Origin of the sequence: Kitasatospora sp. NPDC094016 (genome assembly GCF_040304045.1) — a bacterium.
GTDB lineage: Bacteria > Actinomycetota > Actinomycetes > Streptomycetales > Streptomycetaceae > Kitasatospora.
The window spans coordinates 255,706-272,774 of sequence record NZ_JBEOUK010000001.1 but is presented as its reverse complement, the minus strand read 5'-3'; the positions used below and the strand labels follow the sequence as shown (position 1 = coordinate 272,774).

General features: G+C 72.9%; 13 protein-coding genes. 5 read left to right on the top strand and 8 right to left on the bottom strand.

Features of this window, described 5'->3' with window-relative positions:
- The first annotated feature begins 306 nt into the window (after positions 1-306).
- From ABT015_RS01170 to ABT015_RS01150, 5 genes are all read left to right on the top strand, one after another.
- Positions 307-1,194 (top strand): FAD binding domain-containing protein, encoded by an 888-nt coding sequence (locus tag ABT015_RS01170; RefSeq protein WP_350875364.1) that lies wholly within the window; start codon positions 307-309, stop codon positions 1,192-1,194.
- A complete protein-coding gene (locus ABT015_RS01165) occupies positions 1,191-1,679 on the top strand; it encodes a (2Fe-2S)-binding protein (RefSeq protein ID WP_350875362.1) in 489 nt (162 codons plus the stop codon). Before ABT015_RS01170 ends, ABT015_RS01165 begins: the two co-directional genes overlap by 4 nt.
- Positions 1,676-4,045, top strand: a complete 2,370-nt coding sequence (pucD, locus tag ABT015_RS01160) for a xanthine dehydrogenase subunit D (protein WP_350875360.1) — start codon at positions 1,676-1,678, stop codon at positions 4,043-4,045. The genes ABT015_RS01165 and pucD overlap by 4 nt, the downstream gene beginning before the upstream one ends.
- Positions 4,046-4,400: 355 nt before the next feature.
- Entirely contained in the window at positions 4,401-5,888 is a 1,488-nt protein-coding gene (locus tag ABT015_RS01155) for an NCS2 family permease (RefSeq protein WP_502897249.1), read from the top strand.
- 106 nt (positions 5,889-5,994) lie between these two features.
- On the top strand, positions 5,995-7,251 hold the full coding sequence (locus ABT015_RS01150) for an XdhC family protein (RefSeq protein ID WP_350875356.1): 1,257 nt from the start codon (positions 5,995-5,997) through the stop codon (positions 7,249-7,251).
- 9 nt (positions 7,252-7,260) lie between these two features.
- Here the strand turns inward: ABT015_RS01150 and ABT015_RS01145 are convergent, their stop codons facing one another.
- The 8 genes from ABT015_RS01145 to alc form a co-directional block, all read right to left on the bottom strand.
- Positions 7,261-7,881, bottom strand: a complete 621-nt coding sequence (locus ABT015_RS01145; protein ID WP_350875353.1) for a LysE family translocator — start codon at positions 7,879-7,881, stop codon at positions 7,261-7,263.
- A 182-nt stretch (positions 7,882-8,063) separates the two neighbouring features.
- The gene (locus ABT015_RS01140) at positions 8,064-9,857 is read right to left on the bottom strand and encodes an SDR family oxidoreductase (RefSeq protein ID WP_350875351.1); all 1,794 of its coding nucleotides are present in this window, start codon (positions 9,855-9,857) and stop codon (positions 8,064-8,066) included.
- Positions 9,854-10,717 carry a M24 family metallopeptidase gene (locus ABT015_RS01135; RefSeq protein ID WP_350875349.1) on the bottom strand — a complete coding sequence of 288 codons (864 nt, stop codon included), beginning with the start codon at positions 10,715-10,717 and terminating at the stop codon, positions 9,854-9,856. The genes ABT015_RS01140 and ABT015_RS01135 overlap by 4 nt, the downstream gene beginning before the upstream one ends.
- Before the next feature lie 27 nt (positions 10,718-10,744).
- Complete coding sequence (locus ABT015_RS01130; protein WP_350875346.1) at positions 10,745-11,830, bottom strand: PDR/VanB family oxidoreductase; 1,086 nt, start codon at positions 11,828-11,830, stop codon at positions 10,745-10,747.
- Positions 11,831-11,975: 145 nt separating this feature from the next.
- On the bottom strand, positions 11,976-12,893 hold the full coding sequence (locus ABT015_RS01125) for a metal-dependent hydrolase (protein WP_350875344.1): 918 nt from the start codon (positions 12,891-12,893) through the stop codon (positions 11,976-11,978).
- 240 nt (positions 12,894-13,133) lie between these two features.
- On the bottom strand, positions 13,134-13,913 hold the full coding sequence (locus ABT015_RS01120; RefSeq protein WP_063350013.1) for an IclR family transcriptional regulator: 780 nt from the start codon (positions 13,911-13,913) through the stop codon (positions 13,134-13,136).
- Between the two features lie 329 nt (positions 13,914-14,242).
- The gene (locus ABT015_RS01115) at positions 14,243-15,703 is read right to left on the bottom strand and encodes a catalase (protein WP_350875341.1); all 1,461 of its coding nucleotides are present in this window, start codon (positions 15,701-15,703) and stop codon (positions 14,243-14,245) included.
- A 101-nt stretch (positions 15,704-15,804) separates the two neighbouring features.
- Positions 15,805-17,064, bottom strand: coding sequence for an allantoicase (alc, locus tag ABT015_RS01110; protein WP_350875339.1), 1,260 nt, complete (start codon positions 17,062-17,064; stop codon positions 15,805-15,807).
- Between the last annotated feature and the right edge of the window lie 5 nt (positions 17,065-17,069).

Genomic DNA, 17,069 nt, shown 5'->3' with positions numbered 1-17,069 from the left:
CCGTCGCTTGCGAATCACGGCCGGATTACGGTCGTAGGTAGCACCTGGTGAACACCTGGGCTGCGCATTCCTCTCCTTAGAGGAACGTACAGGATGCCGGGCGGGAGCACAGCCGGGGCTTCATGCCATCGGTGACTGCCTGTGGGCCCCGTCGCGGCGGTTCACTGGGCGACACGCCGCCGGACGCAGCCCGGTGACCGGGGCCCGACGCGGAGGCGACGAAGCGGTTGGTTGAGAGGTCCGAACACCGAGTTCCGGGCAGTGTGCCCACCCGTCCGGCAGGCGACGACTTGAGGAGACACCCGCATGGAGTTCCTTCGGCCCGCTACCTGGGACGAGGCACTCGCGGCGAAGGCCGAGTACCCGACCGCACTGCCCATCGCGGGCGGTACGGACGTCATGGTCGAGCTGAACTTCGACGTGCACCGGCCATCCGCGATTCTCGATCTGAACCGCATCACCGAGCTCACCCAGTGGTCGAACGACGGCGGCGTCGTCCGGCTCGGCGCCTCCGTCCCCTACTCCCGGATCATCGACGAGCTGTCCGGGCCGCTGCCCGGGCTGGCGCTGGCGGCCCACACCGTCGGCTCCCCGCAGATCCGCAACCGCGGCGGCGTCGGCGGCAACCTCGGCGCGGCCTCCCCGGCCGGCGACTCCCACCCGGCGCTGCTGGCGGCCGGCCGGGACGTCCTGGTCGAGGCCGCCTCCGTGCGCGGCACCCGGCTGATCCCGATCGACGACTTCTACGTCGGCGTGAAGCGCAACAGCCTGGACGCCGACGAGCTGATCCGGGCGGTGCACATCCCGGTGGCGGACGGCCCGCAGCAGTTCTCGAAGATCGGCACCCGCAACGCCATGGTGATCGCGGTCTGCGCCTTCGGCTTCGCCCTCCACCCGAAGAACGGCACCGTCGGCACCGGCATCGGCTCGGCCGCCCCCACGCCGCGCCGCGCCGTCGAGGCCGAGGAGTACCTGGCGGGCGTGCTCGCCGAGCGCGGCCTCTGGGAGTCCGGCGACCTGCTGGGCGCCGAGGTGGTCCAGCGCTTCGGCGAGCTGGTCAAGGCCGCCGCCTCGCCGATCGACGACGTCCGGGGCACCGCCGACTACCGCCGGCACGCGCTCGCCGTGATGGCCCGCCGCACCCTCACCTGGACCTGGAACGACTACAGCAAGCAGATCAGGAGCGCGGCATGAGGGTGACTTTCACCGCCAACGGCAAGCCGGTCGAGGCGGACGACGTCTGGGAGGGCGAGAGCCTCCTGTACGTGCTGCGCGAGCGGGTCGGCCTGCCGGGCTCGAAGAACGCCTGCGAGCAGGGCGAGTGCGGCTCCTGCACGGTCTACCTGGACGGCGTGCCGGTCTGCAGTTGTCTGGTCGCGGCCGGCCAGGTGCAGGACCGCGAGGTGCGCACGGTCGAGGGCCTGACCGGCGAGAACGGCGAACTGGGCCTCGTCCAGCAGGCGTTCATCGATGCCGGCGCCGTCCAGTGCGGCTTCTGCACCCCCGGCCTGCTGGTGCAGACCGACGCGCTGCTGGAGCGGGACGCCCAGCCGAGCGACAACGACATCCGCGAGGCGCTGTCGGGCAACCTCTGCCGCTGCACCGGCTACGAGAAGATCATGGACGCGGTGCGGCTGGCGTCCGCCCGCACGTGCGCCGGAAAGGCCGTGTCGCAATGACCACCCGCACCATCCAGGGCCAGAAGAACCTCCAGGACATCCGGCAGGCCAGCAAGGACGGCATCGGCGGCTCGCCGCTGCGCCCGGACGGCCACCTCAAGGTCAAGGGCGAGTTCGCCTACTCCTCCGACATGTGGCACGAGGACATGCTCTGGGGCATGGCGCTGCGCTCGCCGCACCCGCGCGCCACCATCCTGTCGGTGGACATCTCCGAGGCGCTCAAGGTGCCCGGCGTCTACGCCGTCCTCACCCACCAGGACATCCCCGGCGCGAAGTACTACGGGCTGGAGATCCAGGACCAGCCGGCCCTGGCCATCGACAAGGTCCGCTACCACGGCGAGGCGATCGCCCTGGTCGCGGCCGACCACCCGGAGACCGCCCGCCGCGCGGTGAAGAGGATCAAGGTCGAGTACGAGGTGCTCACCCCGATCGTCACCGAGGAGCAGTGCCTGGACCCCGCCACGCACGGCTACGTGCACGAGCCGCACGAGTACAAGTCGCACGGGTACGGCAACATCTGCCACGAGCAGCGGCTGGTCTCCGGCCTCGGCGTCACCGACGAGGTCCGTGCGCTCGCGGACGTCGTCGTCAGCGGCGACTACGAGGTCGGCATGCAGGACCAGGCCTTCCTCGGCCCCGAGTCCGGCCTCGCGGTGCCCGCCGAGGACGGCGGCATCGACCTCTACATCGCCACCCAGTGGCTGCACGTCGACCGCCAGCAGATGGCCCCGGTGCTCGACCTGCCCGAGGAGAAGGTCCGGCTCACCCTGGCCGGCGTCGGCGGCGCCTTCGGCGGCCGCGAGGACCTGTCGATGCAGATCCACGCCTGCCTGCTGGCCCAGCACACCGGCAAGCCGGTCAAGATCGTCTACGCCCGCGACGAGTCCTTCTTCGGCCACGTGCACCGCCACCCCGCCAGGATGCACTACGAGCACGGCGCCACCCGCGACGGCAAGCTGGTCTTCGCCGACTGCCGGATCGTGCTGGACGGCGGCGCGTACGCCTCCGCCTCGCCCGCCGTGGTCGGCAACGCGGCCTCGCTCGGGCACGGCCCGTACGTGATCCCCAACGTGCGGATGCACGCCATCGCGCTCTACAGCAACAACCCGTCCTGCGGCGCCATGCGCGGCTTCGGCGCCGTCCAGGCCGCGTTCGGCTACGAGTCGCAGATGGACAAGCTGGCCGTCGAACTCGGCATGGACCCGGTCGAGTTGAGGCAGCTCAACGCCATGTCGGAGGGCGACCACATGCCCACCGGCCAGCAGATCGACTCGCCCGCCCCGGTCGCCGAACTGCTGCGGCGCGCCAAGGAGATGCCGCTGCCGCCGCCGCTGGACACCGATCACCCGGACGTGCGCCAGCTCCCCGGGGCACTGTCCAACACCTCGCACGGCGAGGGCATCGTGCGCGGCGTCGGCTACTCGGTCGGCATCAAGAACGTCGGCTTCTCCGAGGGCTTCGACGACTACTCCACCGCCCGGGTGCGCCTGGAGGTGATCGGCGGCGAGCCCGTCGCCATGGTCCACACCGCGATGGCGGAGGTCGGCCAGGGCGGCGTCACCGTGCACGCCCAGATCGCCCGCACCGAGCTGGGCGTCGAACTGGTCACCATCCACCCGGCCAACACCGAGGTCGGATCGGCCGGTTCGACCTCCGCCTCGCGCCAGACGTACATGACCGGCGGCGCCGTGAAGCTGGCCGCCGAGGCGGTCAGGCGGGCGCTGATCGAGAAGGGCCGCCGCCGCTACGGCTGGACCCACGGCGACATCACGCTGATCGCCGGGAAGGTCGTCTCGGAGAGCGCCGGCGTGCTGGTCCCCATGGTCGACCTGCTCGGCGACGAGGCCATCGACCTCACCCGCGAACACCACCACCGCCCGACCGTCCCCTTCGACAAGGAGACCGGGCAGGGCTTCGGCCACGTCCAGTACACCTTCTGCGCCAACCGCGCGGTGGTCGACGTGGACGTCGAACTGGGCCTGGTCAAGGTCGTCGAGCTCACCGCCGTCCAGGACGTCGGCAAGGCGCTCAACCCGCTCTCCGTCGTCGGCCAGATCCAGGGCGGCTGCACCCAGGCGCTCGGCCTCGCCGTGATGGAGGAGATCATCGTGCGGGACGGGAAGGTGCGCAACGCCTCCTTCACCGACTACCTGATCCCCACCATCCTCGACACCCCGCCGATCCCGGTGGAGATCCTCGAACTGCCCGACCCGCACGCCCCGTACGGGCTGCGCGGCGTCGGCGAGGCCCCGACCGTCTCGGCGACTCCGTCGATCGTGGCGGCCATCCGCAACGCCACCGGCCTGGCGCTCAACCGGATCCCGGTCCGGCCCGAGCACCTGACCACGGAGGCCCCCGGAGCCTGACGCCCCCGGAGCCCGCAAGCTCCCCCGGGCTTCAGGCCCCGGGGAGCAGGAGAACCTCCCCGAGCCGCACGGCCGGGGTGCAGGAGAACCTCCCCGGGGCGGCGACCGTCCTCCCCGCCGCCCCGGGGCCGCTCCACCGCGCCACCCCCACTCGCGTGCACCACCCACGGCACGCGACCGCACCATCCCGCTGCCTCTCCCACGCCGGGGTTCTGCAGCGGTGCGCACCACCCACGCACCGCAGGCACCGCCACAGTGCGCCCAGTGAGTCGAGCAGTCCCCCTGCGCCAACCTCGTTGACTGGCAGTCAGGTCGGCTCGCCCACCCCAACCCCCTTTGACACTTGGGAGTGGACATGACCCAGATCCCCACGGAACACAGCCCCACCGAGGAGAGACCCGCCGAGGACGACACCGCCACGCCCGCTCCCGCCCCGGCCCCCGCGCCGAAGAACGCACTGGACGCGTACTTCAGGATCACGGCCCGGGGATCGACCTTCGGCAACGAGATCCGCGGCGGCCTCACCACCTTCATGGCGATGGCCTACATCGTCCTGCTCAACCCGATCATCCTGAGCGGCGCCGACGTCAACGGCCTCAAGCTGGACCACGCGCAGCTCACCACCGCGACCGCGCTCGCCGCCGCCGTCACCACGATCCTGATGGGCGTGGTCGGCAACGTCCCCCTGGCGGTCGCCGCCGGGCTCTCGGTCTCCGGCGTGATATCCGCGCTGGTGGTACCGCACACCACCTGGCCCCAGGCCATGGGCCTGTGCGTGATCTACGGCCTGCTGATCGTCCTGCTGGTCGTGTCCGGGCTCCGCGAGAAGATCATGAGCGGCATCCCGCTGCCGCTCAAGCACGCCATCACCATCGGCATCGGCCTCTTCGTCTCGCTGATCGGCCTGGTCAAGGCCGGCTTCGTGCACACCGGCGGCCCCACGCCGCTCGCGCTCGGCCCCTTCGGCGAGCTGGCCGGCTGGCCCGTCCTGGTCTTCTGCCTCACCGTGCTGACGATCTTCGTCCTGCTGGCCCGCAACGTCCGCGGCGCGATCCTGATCGGCATCGCCGGCGGCACCGTGGTGGCCTTCGTCATCAACGCGGTCGCCGACCTCCCCGCGAAGACCTGGGTCAGCTCCGCCCCGGTGTGGCCGGGCAGCCCGGTCTCCGCGCCCGACTTCGGCCTCTTCGGCCACGTCGACCTCTTCGGTGCCTTCGGCAGCCACGGCCTGGGCGCCATCAGCGCCTCGGTCGCCGTCTTCACCCTGGTACTGGCCGGCTTCTTCGACGCGATGGCCACCATCATCGGCGTCGGCACCGAAGCCGGGCTGGCCGACAAGCAGGGCCGGATGCCCGGCCTCTCCAAGGCCCTGTTCATCGACGGGGCCGGCGGCGCCGTCGGCGGCCTGTCCGGCGCCTCCGGCCAGACCGTGTTCGTCGAGTCCGCCACCGGGGTCGGCGACGGCGCCCGCACCGGCCTCGCCTCGACCGTCACCGGCGGCGTGTTCGCACTGATGCTGTTCTTCTCGCCGCTCGCCGCGATCGTCCCGACCGAGGTGGCCTCCGCCGCCCTCGTCGTGATCGGCTCGATGATGATGAGCCAGGCCCGGCACATCGACTGGTCCGACCGCGAGGTCGCCATCCCGGCCTTCCTCACCTGCACCCTGATGCCGTTCACCTACAGCATCACCGCCGGTGTCGCCGCGGGCGTCATCTCGTACACGGTCATCAAGGCGGGCACCGGCAAGTGGCGCGAGCCCGGCCCGCTGATGTGGATCCTCACCGGGGTCTTCGTGGTCTACTTCGCGCTCACCCCGATCAAGTCCTGGCTGGGCGTGCACTAGCCCCGCTCGGCCGCAGAGGACCTGGCCGCACCGCCGCCGTGCGGGAATCGTTTCCCGTACGGCGGCACCTCCCGTCTACCCTCGCTTGTGTAAGGAGCTCTCCGACATGCAGGACATCGCCGAGCAGTTGCAGGCCTGGCACGCGGCCGGGCGCTCCTTCGCCGTGGCCACCGTCGTCGGCGTCTCCGGCAGCGCGCCCCGCGACCCGGGGGCGGCCCTGGCCGTCGACGCGGCCGGCGAGGCGATCGGCAGCGTCTCCGGGGGCTGCGTCGAGGGCGCGGTCTACGAGCTGTGCCAGGCTGCCATCGAGTCCGGCGAACCCGTCCTGGAACGGTTCGGCTACAGCGACGAGGACGCCTTCGCCGTCGGCCTGACCTGCGGCGGCGTCCTCGACGTGTTCGTCCAGCCGATCCGGCCCGGGGCCGACGACGGACTCGACGCCGGCATCGCCTACATCGCCTCCGGCACCCCCGTCGCGCTCGCCCGGGTGATCGCCGGGCCCGGCGGACTCGTCGGCGCCACCGTCGCCGTCACCGCCGACACCCACCACGGCGCCCTCTCCCCCGCCCTCCCCCCCGCCCCCTCGACGGCCCAGCCGTCGCCCGCCGCCACCCTTCCGGCGACGCGCCCCGCGCGACACCTCGTGACCGCGCTCGAACGGGCGGTCGTCACCGAGGCCCGGGCCATGCTCGACGCCGGACGCACCGGCCGGATCGTGCTCGGCCTCGACGGACGCCCCTGCGACGACCGCGACCAGGGCACCGTCACCTGCTTCGTCGAGTCCTACGTGCCCGCGCCGCGGATGCTCGTCTTCGGCGCCATCGACTTCGCCGCCGCCGTCGTCCGGATCGGCCGCTTCCTCGGCTACCGCGTCACCGTCTGCGACGCCCGGCCCGTCTTCGCCACGAAACGGCGCTTCCCCGAGGCCGACGAGGTCGTCGTCGACTGGCCGCACCGCTACCTCGACTCCCAGCTCGACCGGATCGACGGGCGCACCGTGCTCTGCGTGCTCACCCACGATGCCAAGTTCGACATCCCGCTGCTGGAACGCGCCCTGCGGCTGCCGGTCGGCTACGTCGGCGCGATGGGCTCGCGCCGCACCCACCGCGACCGCGAGGCGCGGCTGCGCGAGGTCGGGCTCACCGAGGCCGAGATCGGCCGGCTGCGCTCCCCCATCGGCCTCGACCTCGGCGCCCGCACCCCCGAGGAGACGGCGGTGTCCGTCGCCGCCGAGATCATCGCCCACCGGCGCGGCGGCAGCTGCCTGCCGCTCAATGCCGGGGACGGCCCGATCCACCACGAGGCACCGGCCACCCCCGAGGAGCCCCGGGCACGACGCACGCGCCGGACGCACGCCGCCTGAGGCCGCCGGTCAGTCGCTCAGTGCCAGCTTCACGCCGAAGCCCACCACCACCGCGCCGGTCACCCGGTCCATCAGCCTCCGGGCGGCGGGGCGGCGCAGCCAGCCGCGCAGCGCCCGGGCGAAGCCGACCAGGACGGTCGACCACAGCACGCCCTCCACCACGTGGACGCAGGTGAGCGCCACCCCGGCGGCGAAGTGCGGGGCCCCGGCGGGGATGAACTGCGGCAGCACGGCCACGTAGAACACCCCGACCTTGGGGTTCAGCAGATTGGTCAGCGTTCCGCGCCGCCAGCCGTACCCGAAACCGCCCTCGGCCGGCTCCTCCTCGACCGCCGCCTCCCCGCCCCGGCTGCGCAGCATGCCGACGCCCATCCACACCAGGTACGCCGCCCCACCCCAGCGCAGCACCTCGTACGCCACCTGCGAGGCGGTCAGCAGCGCCGTCACCCCGGCCGAGGTGAGCGTCCCCCAGACCAGCGTCCCGGTCTGGATCCCCAGCACCACCCCCCACGCCTGACGCCGCCGCCCGAGCGCGGACGTCCGCAGCACCAGCGCGGTGTCGAGCCCGGGCGTGAGCGTGAGCAGCCCCACGACGAGGGCGAAGGACCACAGAGCCGTTGTCATCTCCATGGGCCTCGATGCTCTCACAGGCCCGGGGCCTCGTTCCTCACTCACCCTGGTCCACCGGTCCGGTGAGACCGGGCAGACCGCCCTCGGCGAGCCGGGCCGTGAAGGCCTCGCGCTTCCGGCGCCGCACCGCGTCCTCAAGGGCGGCGTCGTCCTGCCCGATACCGCGGGCCCGTGCGGCCCGCTCAGGTGACGTTGAGGCGGGCGGCCAGGCGGAGGAGGCCGGGGCTGAGGCGGGAGAGGAAGCGGGCGGCCTTGGCCTCCGGGGTGACGGGGACGACCGGCCTGCCGGTGCGGACGGCGGTGAGGATGGCGGTGGCGACCTTCTCCGGGGGGAAGCCGCGGCGGGCGTAGAGCCCGGCGGCGCGGGCCTGCTTGGCGGCCTGCTGGTCGGCGGTGGTCGCGGAGAAGGTGGAGGTGCGGGTGATGTTGGTGTTGACGATGCCCGGGCAGATGGTGGAGACGCCGATGCCGTGCCCGGCGAGTTCGGCGCGCAGGCAGTCCGAGAGCATGAACACCGCGGCCTTGCTGGTCGCGTACGCGGTGAGCGCCTTGGACGGCAGGTAGGCGGCGGCCGAGGAGACGTTGACCAGGTGACCGCCCCGGCCGCGGTCGGCCATCAGCGTGCCGAAGGCGCGGCAGCCGTGGATGACGCCCCAGAGGTTGACGTCCAGGACGCGCTGCCATTCCTTCTCGGTGGTCTGCAGGAACGTCCCGGAGTGGCCGATGCCGGCGTTGTTGACCACCACGTCGGGCACCCCGTGCTCCTCCGCGACCGCCTGTGCGAAGGCGTCCACCGCCGCGCCGTCGGCGACGTCCACCCGGTAGGCGTGCGCCTGCGGGCCGATCAGCGAGGCGAGTTCGGCGGTGCGCTCGGCGGCGGCGAGGTCGAGGTCGCAGACCACGACGCGGGCGCCGTCCTCGGCGAAGGCGAGCGCGGTGGCCCGGCCGATGCCGCTGCCGCCGCCGGTGACGACGACCAGCCGGCCGTCACCCTGCTCCCGGGTCGGCTCGGCGCTTCCGCGTTCGATACGGGTGGTGAACTCGCGGACCATCTCGGCCACGGTGGCTCCCTTCTCCAGCAGCGCCGACCAGTGACCGGCGTGCAGCGTCCGTCGGGTCAGCTCGGGCACCCAGCGTTCCAGCCCCTCGGAGAGGAACGGGGCGACGTAGCGGTCCCGGGTGAGGGTGATCAGCTGGACCGGCACCCGCGTCGGCCGCTCGCGCGGGCTGCGCAGCGTGGGGCGGAAGTTGGCCCGGTACAGCTCGATGCCGCGGACGGCGTCGCGGCGCAGGCCGGGCTGCGGGTGGTCGGGCCGCGGGGTGACCTGCTCCAGGTCGCGCAGCACCCGCGGCCAGGCCCGGGCCAGGCCCAGGCGCCACACGCCGGGGGCGAGGAAGGGCAGGTGGAAGGCGGTGATGTACCAGGAGTGCAGGCCCTGGTGGAGGAGTTGGCGCAGGTGCCGCGGGGTGGGCCGGCGCATCCGGTGGCGCAGCCAGTAGCCCATGTGGTCCAGGCAGGGGCCGGACATGGTGGTGTACGAGGTGATCCGCCGCTCGGAGCCGGGCTCGGTGACGGCCTCCCAGGACTGCAGCGAGCCCCAGTCGTGGGCGACCACGTGCACCGGGCGGTCGGGGCTGACGGCGTCGGCGACCGCGAACAGGTCGGCGGCCAGGTGCTCCAGCCGGTAGCCGTCCCGGGTGGCGGGCACTCCGGACCGGCCGGCGCCGCGCACGTCGTAGCGGACCACGTGGTGGTCGCGGGCGAGGTCGGCGGCGACGTCGTCCCAGACGGCATGGGTGTCCGGGTAGCCGTGCACCAGGAGGACGGTCGGGGCGGCCGGGTCGCCCTGTTCGAAGACGGCGAGCGGGAGGCCGTCGGAGTGCACGGTGCGGCGGCGCACGGGCGGGGCGGCCGGCGCCTTCGCGGCAGCTGCGGCGTCTGCTGCGTCCGGGGCGTCTGCGGCGGGGGTGGTCATCGGGCGGCCTCCAGGGCAACGTCGTGGGCGGCGTCCGCCGTCCAGCGGCGGACGTGCGGCAGGTCGTCGTCGAGCCAGTGGGCGTCGTCCTCGGTGACCACCAGCAGTTCCTCGAACTTGATGCCCACGCCGCGGAAGCCGATGTGCGGCTCGACCGCCCACAGGCCCGGGGTGGGCGCGTGCCGGGACGACCGGCCGTCCGCCCAGAGCGGTGAACGGCCGTGCAGGCGCTCGGAGATCAGTTCGCGTCCGAGGGTCTGCAGGGTGCGCACGCCGAAGCCGAGGACGTTGACCCCGGCCGGGCCGCGCACGGTGGTGCGGGTGACCTGGTGGCCGATCACCCGGCCCGGGTAGACCTGGTGGCGGTTGTCGTAGCCGTGCGCGGCGATCTGCGCGTCCACGGCCGCGTACACCTCGTTGAGCGGACGGCGGGCGCGCACCTCGGCGAGGATCAGCTCGCGGTACACCTGGAGGTCGGCGGCCAGGCGGTCCCAGACCCGGTTCTCGCCGACCTTGCCGCCGTAACCGATGTCGGCGGTGTAGCCGTCGACGATGGGCGCGCAGTCCAGGACGTACGGCATGCCCTCCTCCAGGCGGCGGTTGCCGGCGAAGAACTGGAGCGGGGTGTGGAAGTGCCGGAAGGCCGTGCGGTCGCCGAACCAGGCGAACGGGACGTGGAAGAAGTCCTGCACCCCGGCGGCGACCAGGCGGCGGCGCAGTTCGGCCGTGGCCTGGCGCTCGGTGACGCCCGGTCCGATCCAGGCGGCGACCTGTTCGGCGCAGTGGTAGGCGAGTTGCTGGGTCTCGCGGAAGCGGGCGAGGTCGCGCTCGTCGTAGGGGAAGGTCGGGGGGTTCGCCATCGGGGCTCCTTCTACAGGTCGAGCACGCTACAGGTCGAGCACCAGGGTCTCGCCCTCGGCGGCCCGGGAGACGCAGGGCAGCACGGCGCCGGCGGCACGCTGCTCTGAGGTGAGCCGGCGGTCCCGGTGCTCGGGCGTGCCGGCCAGCACGCGGACCTCGCAGGTGCCACAGAAACCCTGGTGGCAGGAGTACGGGAGGTCGGGGCGGGCTTCGCGCAGCACGTCCAGGGCGGAGCGGTCGGCGGGGACGTCCAGCACCGGGCCGTCGGTGCCCAGGCGCACGGCGAAGGACTCGCCGCCGATGACCGGGGCGGCGCCGAAGCGCTCGAAGTGCAGGGCGGTGGAAGGGGATTCGTCCAGGGCGCGCTGCACGGCGGTGAGCATCGGAGCCGGGCCGCAGCAGTAGACGGCGGCGCCGCGCGGGGCGTGCGCGAGCAGGTCAGCGCCGGTCGGCACGCCGTGCTCGTCGTCGGTGCGCAGCACCACCCGGCTCGGGTCGAGAGCGCGCAGCTCGTCCGCGTACGGGAGGGTGTCGGCGCTGCGGCCGACGTGCACCAGGCGCCAGTCCAGGCCGTGCCGCTGCGCCTCGCGGGCCATCGGGAGCAGTGGGGTGATACCGATGCCGCCGGCGAGCAGCAGGACGGCGGGCTCGGCGCAGAAGGCGAAGCCGTTACGCGGGCGGCGGGCGGTGAGGCGGCTGCCGGGGTGCAGGGTGTCGTGGATCTCGACGGAGCCGCCGCCGCCCTCGGGCAGTCGCCGTATGGCGATCCGGTAGGCGGCACGGTCGGCGGGGTCGCCGCAGAGCGAGTAGTGGCGTTCGCGGCCGGAGGGCAGGGCGAGGCGCAGGTGGGCGCCGGGCTGCCAGCCGGGGAGCGGGCCGCCGGAGGGGTCGGTGAGCCGCAATTCGACGACGTCGGCGGCGAGTTGGCGGCGGGTGGCGACGACCAGCTGGAGCGGCGGGGTGGGGCGGCTGAGCGGGCGGCGGGGGTTGCGACGCAGCAGGGGGCTACCGAGGGCCGGGGTGTAGCGGTCACCGAAGGCGGTGAGCCGGCGCATGAACGCGTCGGCGCGGGGGCGGCCGTAGAGGTCGGGGGGCGGGTTGAGCAGGTCCATCCGGCGGTCCTTGGCGTCTGGGAGGGGGCGCGAGCGACGGGTGACAGGTTTCGGATTTCAAAGTTCAGAGTTCAGAGTTCAGAGTTCAGATAACAGATGACGTTTTCTGTTATCTGTTATCTGAACTCTGTCACCTGACCCCTTGTCAGTGGCCCACTGCCGCCGCGCGGGCGGCCGGGGAGGCGGCGAGGTAGCCGAGGGCCTGGCTGGAGGAGCCCTCCTGGGTGGGGTGGTAGCCGGGCCGCAGGTAGCGCAGGCCGGAGCGGATCGACCGGACCGGGTCGGGCAGCAGGCCGCGCCTGGCGATCCTGCCGGCCTCCCGCCAGGTGGGCCTGAGCCGTCCGTCGAGGGTGGGGTCGGCGGCGAGCAGGAAGCGGGCGCCGCGCACCCAGAGGTGGACCAGCAGCGGCCCGGAGACCGCCATGCCGCGGACCCGGCGCAGATAGCCGGGGTCGAGGTGGACCATCAGGTCGAAGGCGACGCTGCGGTGTTCGACCTCCTCGGCGCCGTGCCAGCGCAGCAGGTCGAGCATCGTCGGGTCGGCCTTGGCGCGGTCCAGGCCCGGGGAGTTGAGCGCCCAGTTGCCGAGGAAGGCGGTGAAGTGCTCGATCGCCGCCACGAAGGCGACCCGCTCGATGAGGTTCTCGCGGCGCCGCGCGGGGCTGAGCCCGGGCTTGTCGCCGAGGACGCGCTGGAACAGCCAGGCGATCTGCCGGACGTACGGACGCGGGTCGAGCCCCTGGCCGAGCAGGTGGTCGAGGACCTCCTGGTGCGCCTCGGCGTGGATGGCCTCCTGGCCGATGAACCCGAGGACCTCCTCGCGCAGTTGCTCGTCGCGGATGAGCGGCAGCGCCTCCTTGAAGACCTTGACGAACCAGCGCTCACCCTCGGGCAGCAGCAGGTGCAGCACGTTGATGACGTGGGTGGCCATCGGCTCGTCGGGGATCCAGTGCAGCGGCAGCCGGTCCCAGTCGAAGCGGACGTCCCGGGGTTCGAGGACGAGGCTGTCGTGGACGCGCGCGGCGGGGACGGCAAGGGCGGGTACGGGGGTGGAGCGGGGCACGGCGGGCCCTCCTGACCTCGGGGCGGCGGCTCGACTCAGGGAAACGTACTCGCGGGTAGCGGTTGGGACAAGGGGTTCGGCGACTCTTATCGACATCGAGTCTAATAAGTGACACACCCCGGGGCCGTCATCGGAAACGCGCGCGAACGACCAGGTCCTTGAACGAACACGCCCGCGAACGAACACGCGGGCCCCGCCGGATCACTCGGATCCGGCGGGGCCCGCGGGAACGACCGGCCGTCAGACCGCCATCGCCAGCATCAGCGGCGCCGCCCGGGCCGCCAGCAGTTCGGCGGCGGCCTTCAGCTTGTGCACGTTGTCCACCGGCATCGACGTGGCCAGGCAGCCGACCGTGCTGCCCGCCGTGATCGGGACGGCCGCGCACACCGTGCCGAGCGCGTACTCCTGGATGTCCAGCACCGGCACGGTGGCCGGCTGCCGCTCCAGCCGGTGCATCAGCTGGTCGGCGTCGGTGACGGTCCGGGAGGTGAGCCGGGCCACCGGGTGGCGGGAGAGGTGGTCCCAGCGGGCGTCCGCGTCGAGCTGGCCGAGCAGGCACTTGCCGATCGCGCTGGCGTGCGCGGTGGCCCGGAAGTCCACCCATTCCTGCACCGCCGGCGCGTACTCGGCCGCGGACACCGCCTCCACCGACAACTCGCCGTCGTGGTAGCGGGTGAAGTACACTGCCGCGCCCAACTCGTCTCGCAGCTCAGCGAGTTTGCGGTTCAGCCGGGCCTTCACCAGCTGCTCCCGGTTGTGCTGGCCGAGCAGGGCGAAGGTGCCGCCGAGCACCCAACCGCCGTCCTGGCACTGGAGGTAGCCCTCGATCTCGAGGATCTCGGCGAGCTGCCGGACGGTCGGCAGGCCGAGCGAGGTCTCCCGCGCGAGGGCGACCAGGGTGGCACCGTCAGGGTGCCGGTCGACGGCCTCCAGCAGTCTGAGGGCGTGCTGCAGGGAGGTGAACGGGCCGGCGAGGCCCTGGTCCAGCGCGGCGTGGCGACCCGGGGCTGGTGTCGACATGTCGTCCCCTTCCGATGTCCCCCCACGGAGCGACCGCGGGCGCCCTCCAGCCTATCGACCCGGCGGGCCCGGCGACTGCTGTCCGTGAATATCCGTGAACATTCCGTGGAGCACCCACCGATCGCTCGGAGGAACGGTAGTGGAGGACAGCACGACGGCCCCCTCCCCCACTGCCCCGGGGGGAGGGGGCCGTCCCGCGGCCGCCGGGTTGCGGGGCCCCGGCGGCCGGTGAGGGCGGGTCAGTCGGTCAGCGGGGCGTCACACGTGGTGCGCCACGGCGGGGCGGCTCAGCCGTGGTCACGCGTGGCGCGCCACGGCGGCGGGGTGGCTCAGCCCTCGTCGCCCGCCCGCAGCTTGGCGACGGCCGCCTCCAGGCGGGCGCCGTACTCCTCGTCCGCGGCGTGGAAGTGGGCGAGGTTCTTCTCGACCACGTCGTCGCGGCTCACCTGGGCGAGGAAGCCCGCGATGTTGTCGATCAGCCGGGTCTTCTCGCCCGCGGACATCAGCCGGTACAGCTCACCGGCCTGGAAGAAGTCGTCGTCCTTGGTGTGAGCCGGCGTGGTGTAGGTGCCGGTGTAGCCGTCCAGCCGGACCGGCGCGGCGAGCGCGGTGTCGGTCTGGGCGGGGCCGTCGTACGAGTTGGGCTCGTAGTTCTTGCCGCGGCCGGACTTGTTGACGGCATGGAGGCCGTCGCGGCCGTAGTTGTCCGCCTCGGTGGCGCGCGGGGCGTTCACCGGCAGCTGGGTGTGGTTGACGCCGAGGCGGTAGCGCTGGGCGTCGGCGTAGGCGAACAGGCGGCCCTGGAGCATCTTGTCCGGGGAGGGGCCGATGCCGGGCACGAAGTTGTTCGGCGAGAACGCGGACTGCTCGACGTCGGCGAAGACGTTCTCCGGGTTCCTGTTGAGCACCAGGCGGCCGACCTTGACCAGCGGGTAGTCGGCGTGCGGCCACACCTTGGTGAGGTCGAACGGGTTGAAGCGGTAGTCCGCGGCCTCGGCCACCGGCATCAGCTGGACGTAGAGGGTCCAGGACGGGAACACGCCGCGCTCGATGGCCTGGTGCAGGTCGCGCTGGTGCGAGTCGGCGTCGGCGCCGAGCACCTCGGCGGACTGGTCGCCGTCCAGCGAGCGGATGCCCTGGTTGGTCTTGAAGTGGTACTTCACCCAGTAGGCGTCGCCCTCGGCGCTGACCCACTGGTAGGTGTGCGAGCCGTAGCCGTTCATGTGGCGGTAGGAGGCCGGGATGCCGCGGTCGCCGAACAGCCAGGTGATCTGGTGGGTCGAGGCGGGCGAGTGGGCCCAGAAGTCCCAGACGTTGTCCGCCTCCTGCACGCCGGTGTACGGGTCGCGCTTCTGCGAGTGGATGAAGTCGGGGAACTTGAGCGGGTCCTTGATGAAGAACACCGGGGTGTTGTTGCCGACCAGGTCGTAATTGCCCTGCGCGGTGTAGAACTTCAGCGCGAAGCCGCGCGGGTCTCGCACCGCGTCGCTGGAGCCCAGGTTGCCGGCCACGGTGGAGAACCGCAGGAAGACCTCGGTGCGCTTGCCGACCTCGGCGAGGAAGTCCGCGCGGGTGTACCGCGACACCTCGTCGGTGACCTCGAAGTAGCCGTACGCGCCGGAGCCGCGGGCGTGCACGACCCGCTCCGGGATGCGCTCGCGGTTGAACCGGGCCAGCTTCTCCAGCAGCTGCTGGTCCTGGATCAGCAGCGGGCCGTACTCGCCGGCCGAGGCCGAGTTCTGGTTGTCGGCGACCGGGGCGCCGGACTCCGTGGTCAGGATCTTGGACATGGAGGGTCCTTCAGGTGTCGATAAAAGCGTTGCGTGGAGAGTGGTGTGACGTGCCGTCGGTCCCGGAGTGCGCGGGGCTCCGCCGGACCGCCGAACGGGCGTCAGACGCCCAGCAGGCGCCACACGGCCGAGCGGCGGCGGGAGGAGTGCTCGCCGTCGGGGCCGTCGGCGGGCCGGAGCGCGGCGACGGCGCCGGCGGCCGCGGCCTGGTCCGCCAGCGGGCGGGCGGCGGTCAGCGCGGCGGCCTCGTCGGCGGTCAGGCCGGCCTCGGCGAGGGCCGCGGCGGCCTCGGCGGCCGGGACGGCGTTGAACCAGCGCAGCGCGAGGGCCGCGCGGCCGGCCTCGGTGAGGCGGCCGGTGAGCCGGAGGCGGGCGAGGCCGCCGTCCGGGTGGACGTTGATGCGCACGTGGGTCACCGGGCGGCCGGCGTCGAGCCGGAAGCGGTGCCGGGTGTCGGGCTGCAGGCGGGTGCGGGGCAGGATCTCGAACCACTCGCCGTCGGCCGGGTCCGCCCCGGTCGAGGCGTCGAAGCCGACGAGGTCGGCCCAGCCGGGGGCATTGGCGACGAAGTGGGTGGTGTCCACCTCGGCGGCCAGGGCCTCACCGCCCCCGGCCAGGGCGATCTGCACCCAGTCGTTGGCCTTGTCGCGCCGACGCCGGGTCTCCCAGCCCTCGCCCATGACGGAGGCGCGACCGGGAGCGTTCAGGTTGTGCGGGGAGGAGAAGTAGCGGTCGGACGCCGCCTCGGCCACGCCGCCGTACTCCTGGGCGGCCAGGTCGAAGGTGAGGCCGTCCAGTTCGCGCGGGTCGGGCAGCACCTCGCCGTGGACGCGCAGCCGGGCGACGCCGCCGTCCGGGAAGATGTTGAGGCGGATGTGGGTGTAGCGGTTGGCGTCGTCGACGGCGAACTCGTGGGCGGTGTCGCCCTGGAGCGGGGTGCGCGGCACCAGCGTGGTCCACTCGGCGTCCGCCACCTCCTCGGGCGAGGGGTGGCCGGGCACCGAGGCGGCCTCGACGGAGGCGCTCTCCGGGTAGTTGCCGGTGAAGTGCGCGGTGTCCACCACCAGGCCGCGGACCACACCGCCGGCGCCGAGCCGGACGATCGCCCAGTCGTGGTCCTGGTCGGTGGGGTGGGGCTGGTCGGCGCAGACGCCGCGGCGGCGCCTGGACTCCCAGCCGTCCATGATCTGGCCCTTGTGACCGAAGGTGTGCGGGCGGAACTCGGCGGGCTTGGCGACCAGGAGGTTCTCGGCGTCGGCGAAGGTGTCCTCGTTGGTGGCGACGACGCCCGCGCCGAGCAGCCGCGAGGCCAGGTTGACCAGCTCGGTGAAGGGAGCGCTCGGGGTGTCGGCAGTGGTCACGAAGT

Coding starts and splice junctions, on each gene's coding strand:
- ABT015_RS01130 (WP_350875346.1), bottom strand. CDS start 11,830: ATGGACCTGCTCAACCCGCCCCCCGACCTCTACGGCCGCCCCCGCGCC.
- ABT015_RS01120 (WP_063350013.1), bottom strand. CDS start 13,913: ATGTCGACACCAGCCCCGGGTCGCCACGCCGCGCTGGACCAGGGCCTC.
- ABT015_RS01135 (WP_350875349.1), bottom strand. CDS start 10,717: ATGGCGAACCCCCCGACCTTCCCCTACGACGAGCGCGACCTCGCCCGC.
- ABT015_RS01140 (WP_350875351.1), bottom strand. CDS start 9,857: ATGACCACCCCCGCCGCAGACGCCCCGGACGCAGCAGACGCCGCAGCT.
- ABT015_RS01170 (WP_350875364.1), top strand. CDS start 307: ATGGAGTTCCTTCGGCCCGCTACCTGGGACGAGGCACTCGCGGCGAAG.
- ABT015_RS01115 (WP_350875341.1), bottom strand. CDS start 15,703: ATGTCCAAGATCCTGACCACGGAGTCCGGCGCCCCGGTCGCCGACAAC.
- ABT015_RS01145 (WP_350875353.1), bottom strand. CDS start 7,881: ATGGAGATGACAACGGCTCTGTGGTCCTTCGCCCTCGTCGTGGGGCTG.
- ABT015_RS01150 (WP_350875356.1), top strand. CDS start 5,995: ATGCAGGACATCGCCGAGCAGTTGCAGGCCTGGCACGCGGCCGGGCGC.
- ABT015_RS01155 (WP_502897249.1), top strand. CDS start 4,401: ATGACCCAGATCCCCACGGAACACAGCCCCACCGAGGAGAGACCCGCC.
- ABT015_RS01165 (WP_350875362.1), top strand. CDS start 1,191: ATGAGGGTGACTTTCACCGCCAACGGCAAGCCGGTCGAGGCGGACGAC.
- pucD (WP_350875360.1), top strand. CDS start 1,676: ATGACCACCCGCACCATCCAGGGCCAGAAGAACCTCCAGGACATCCGG.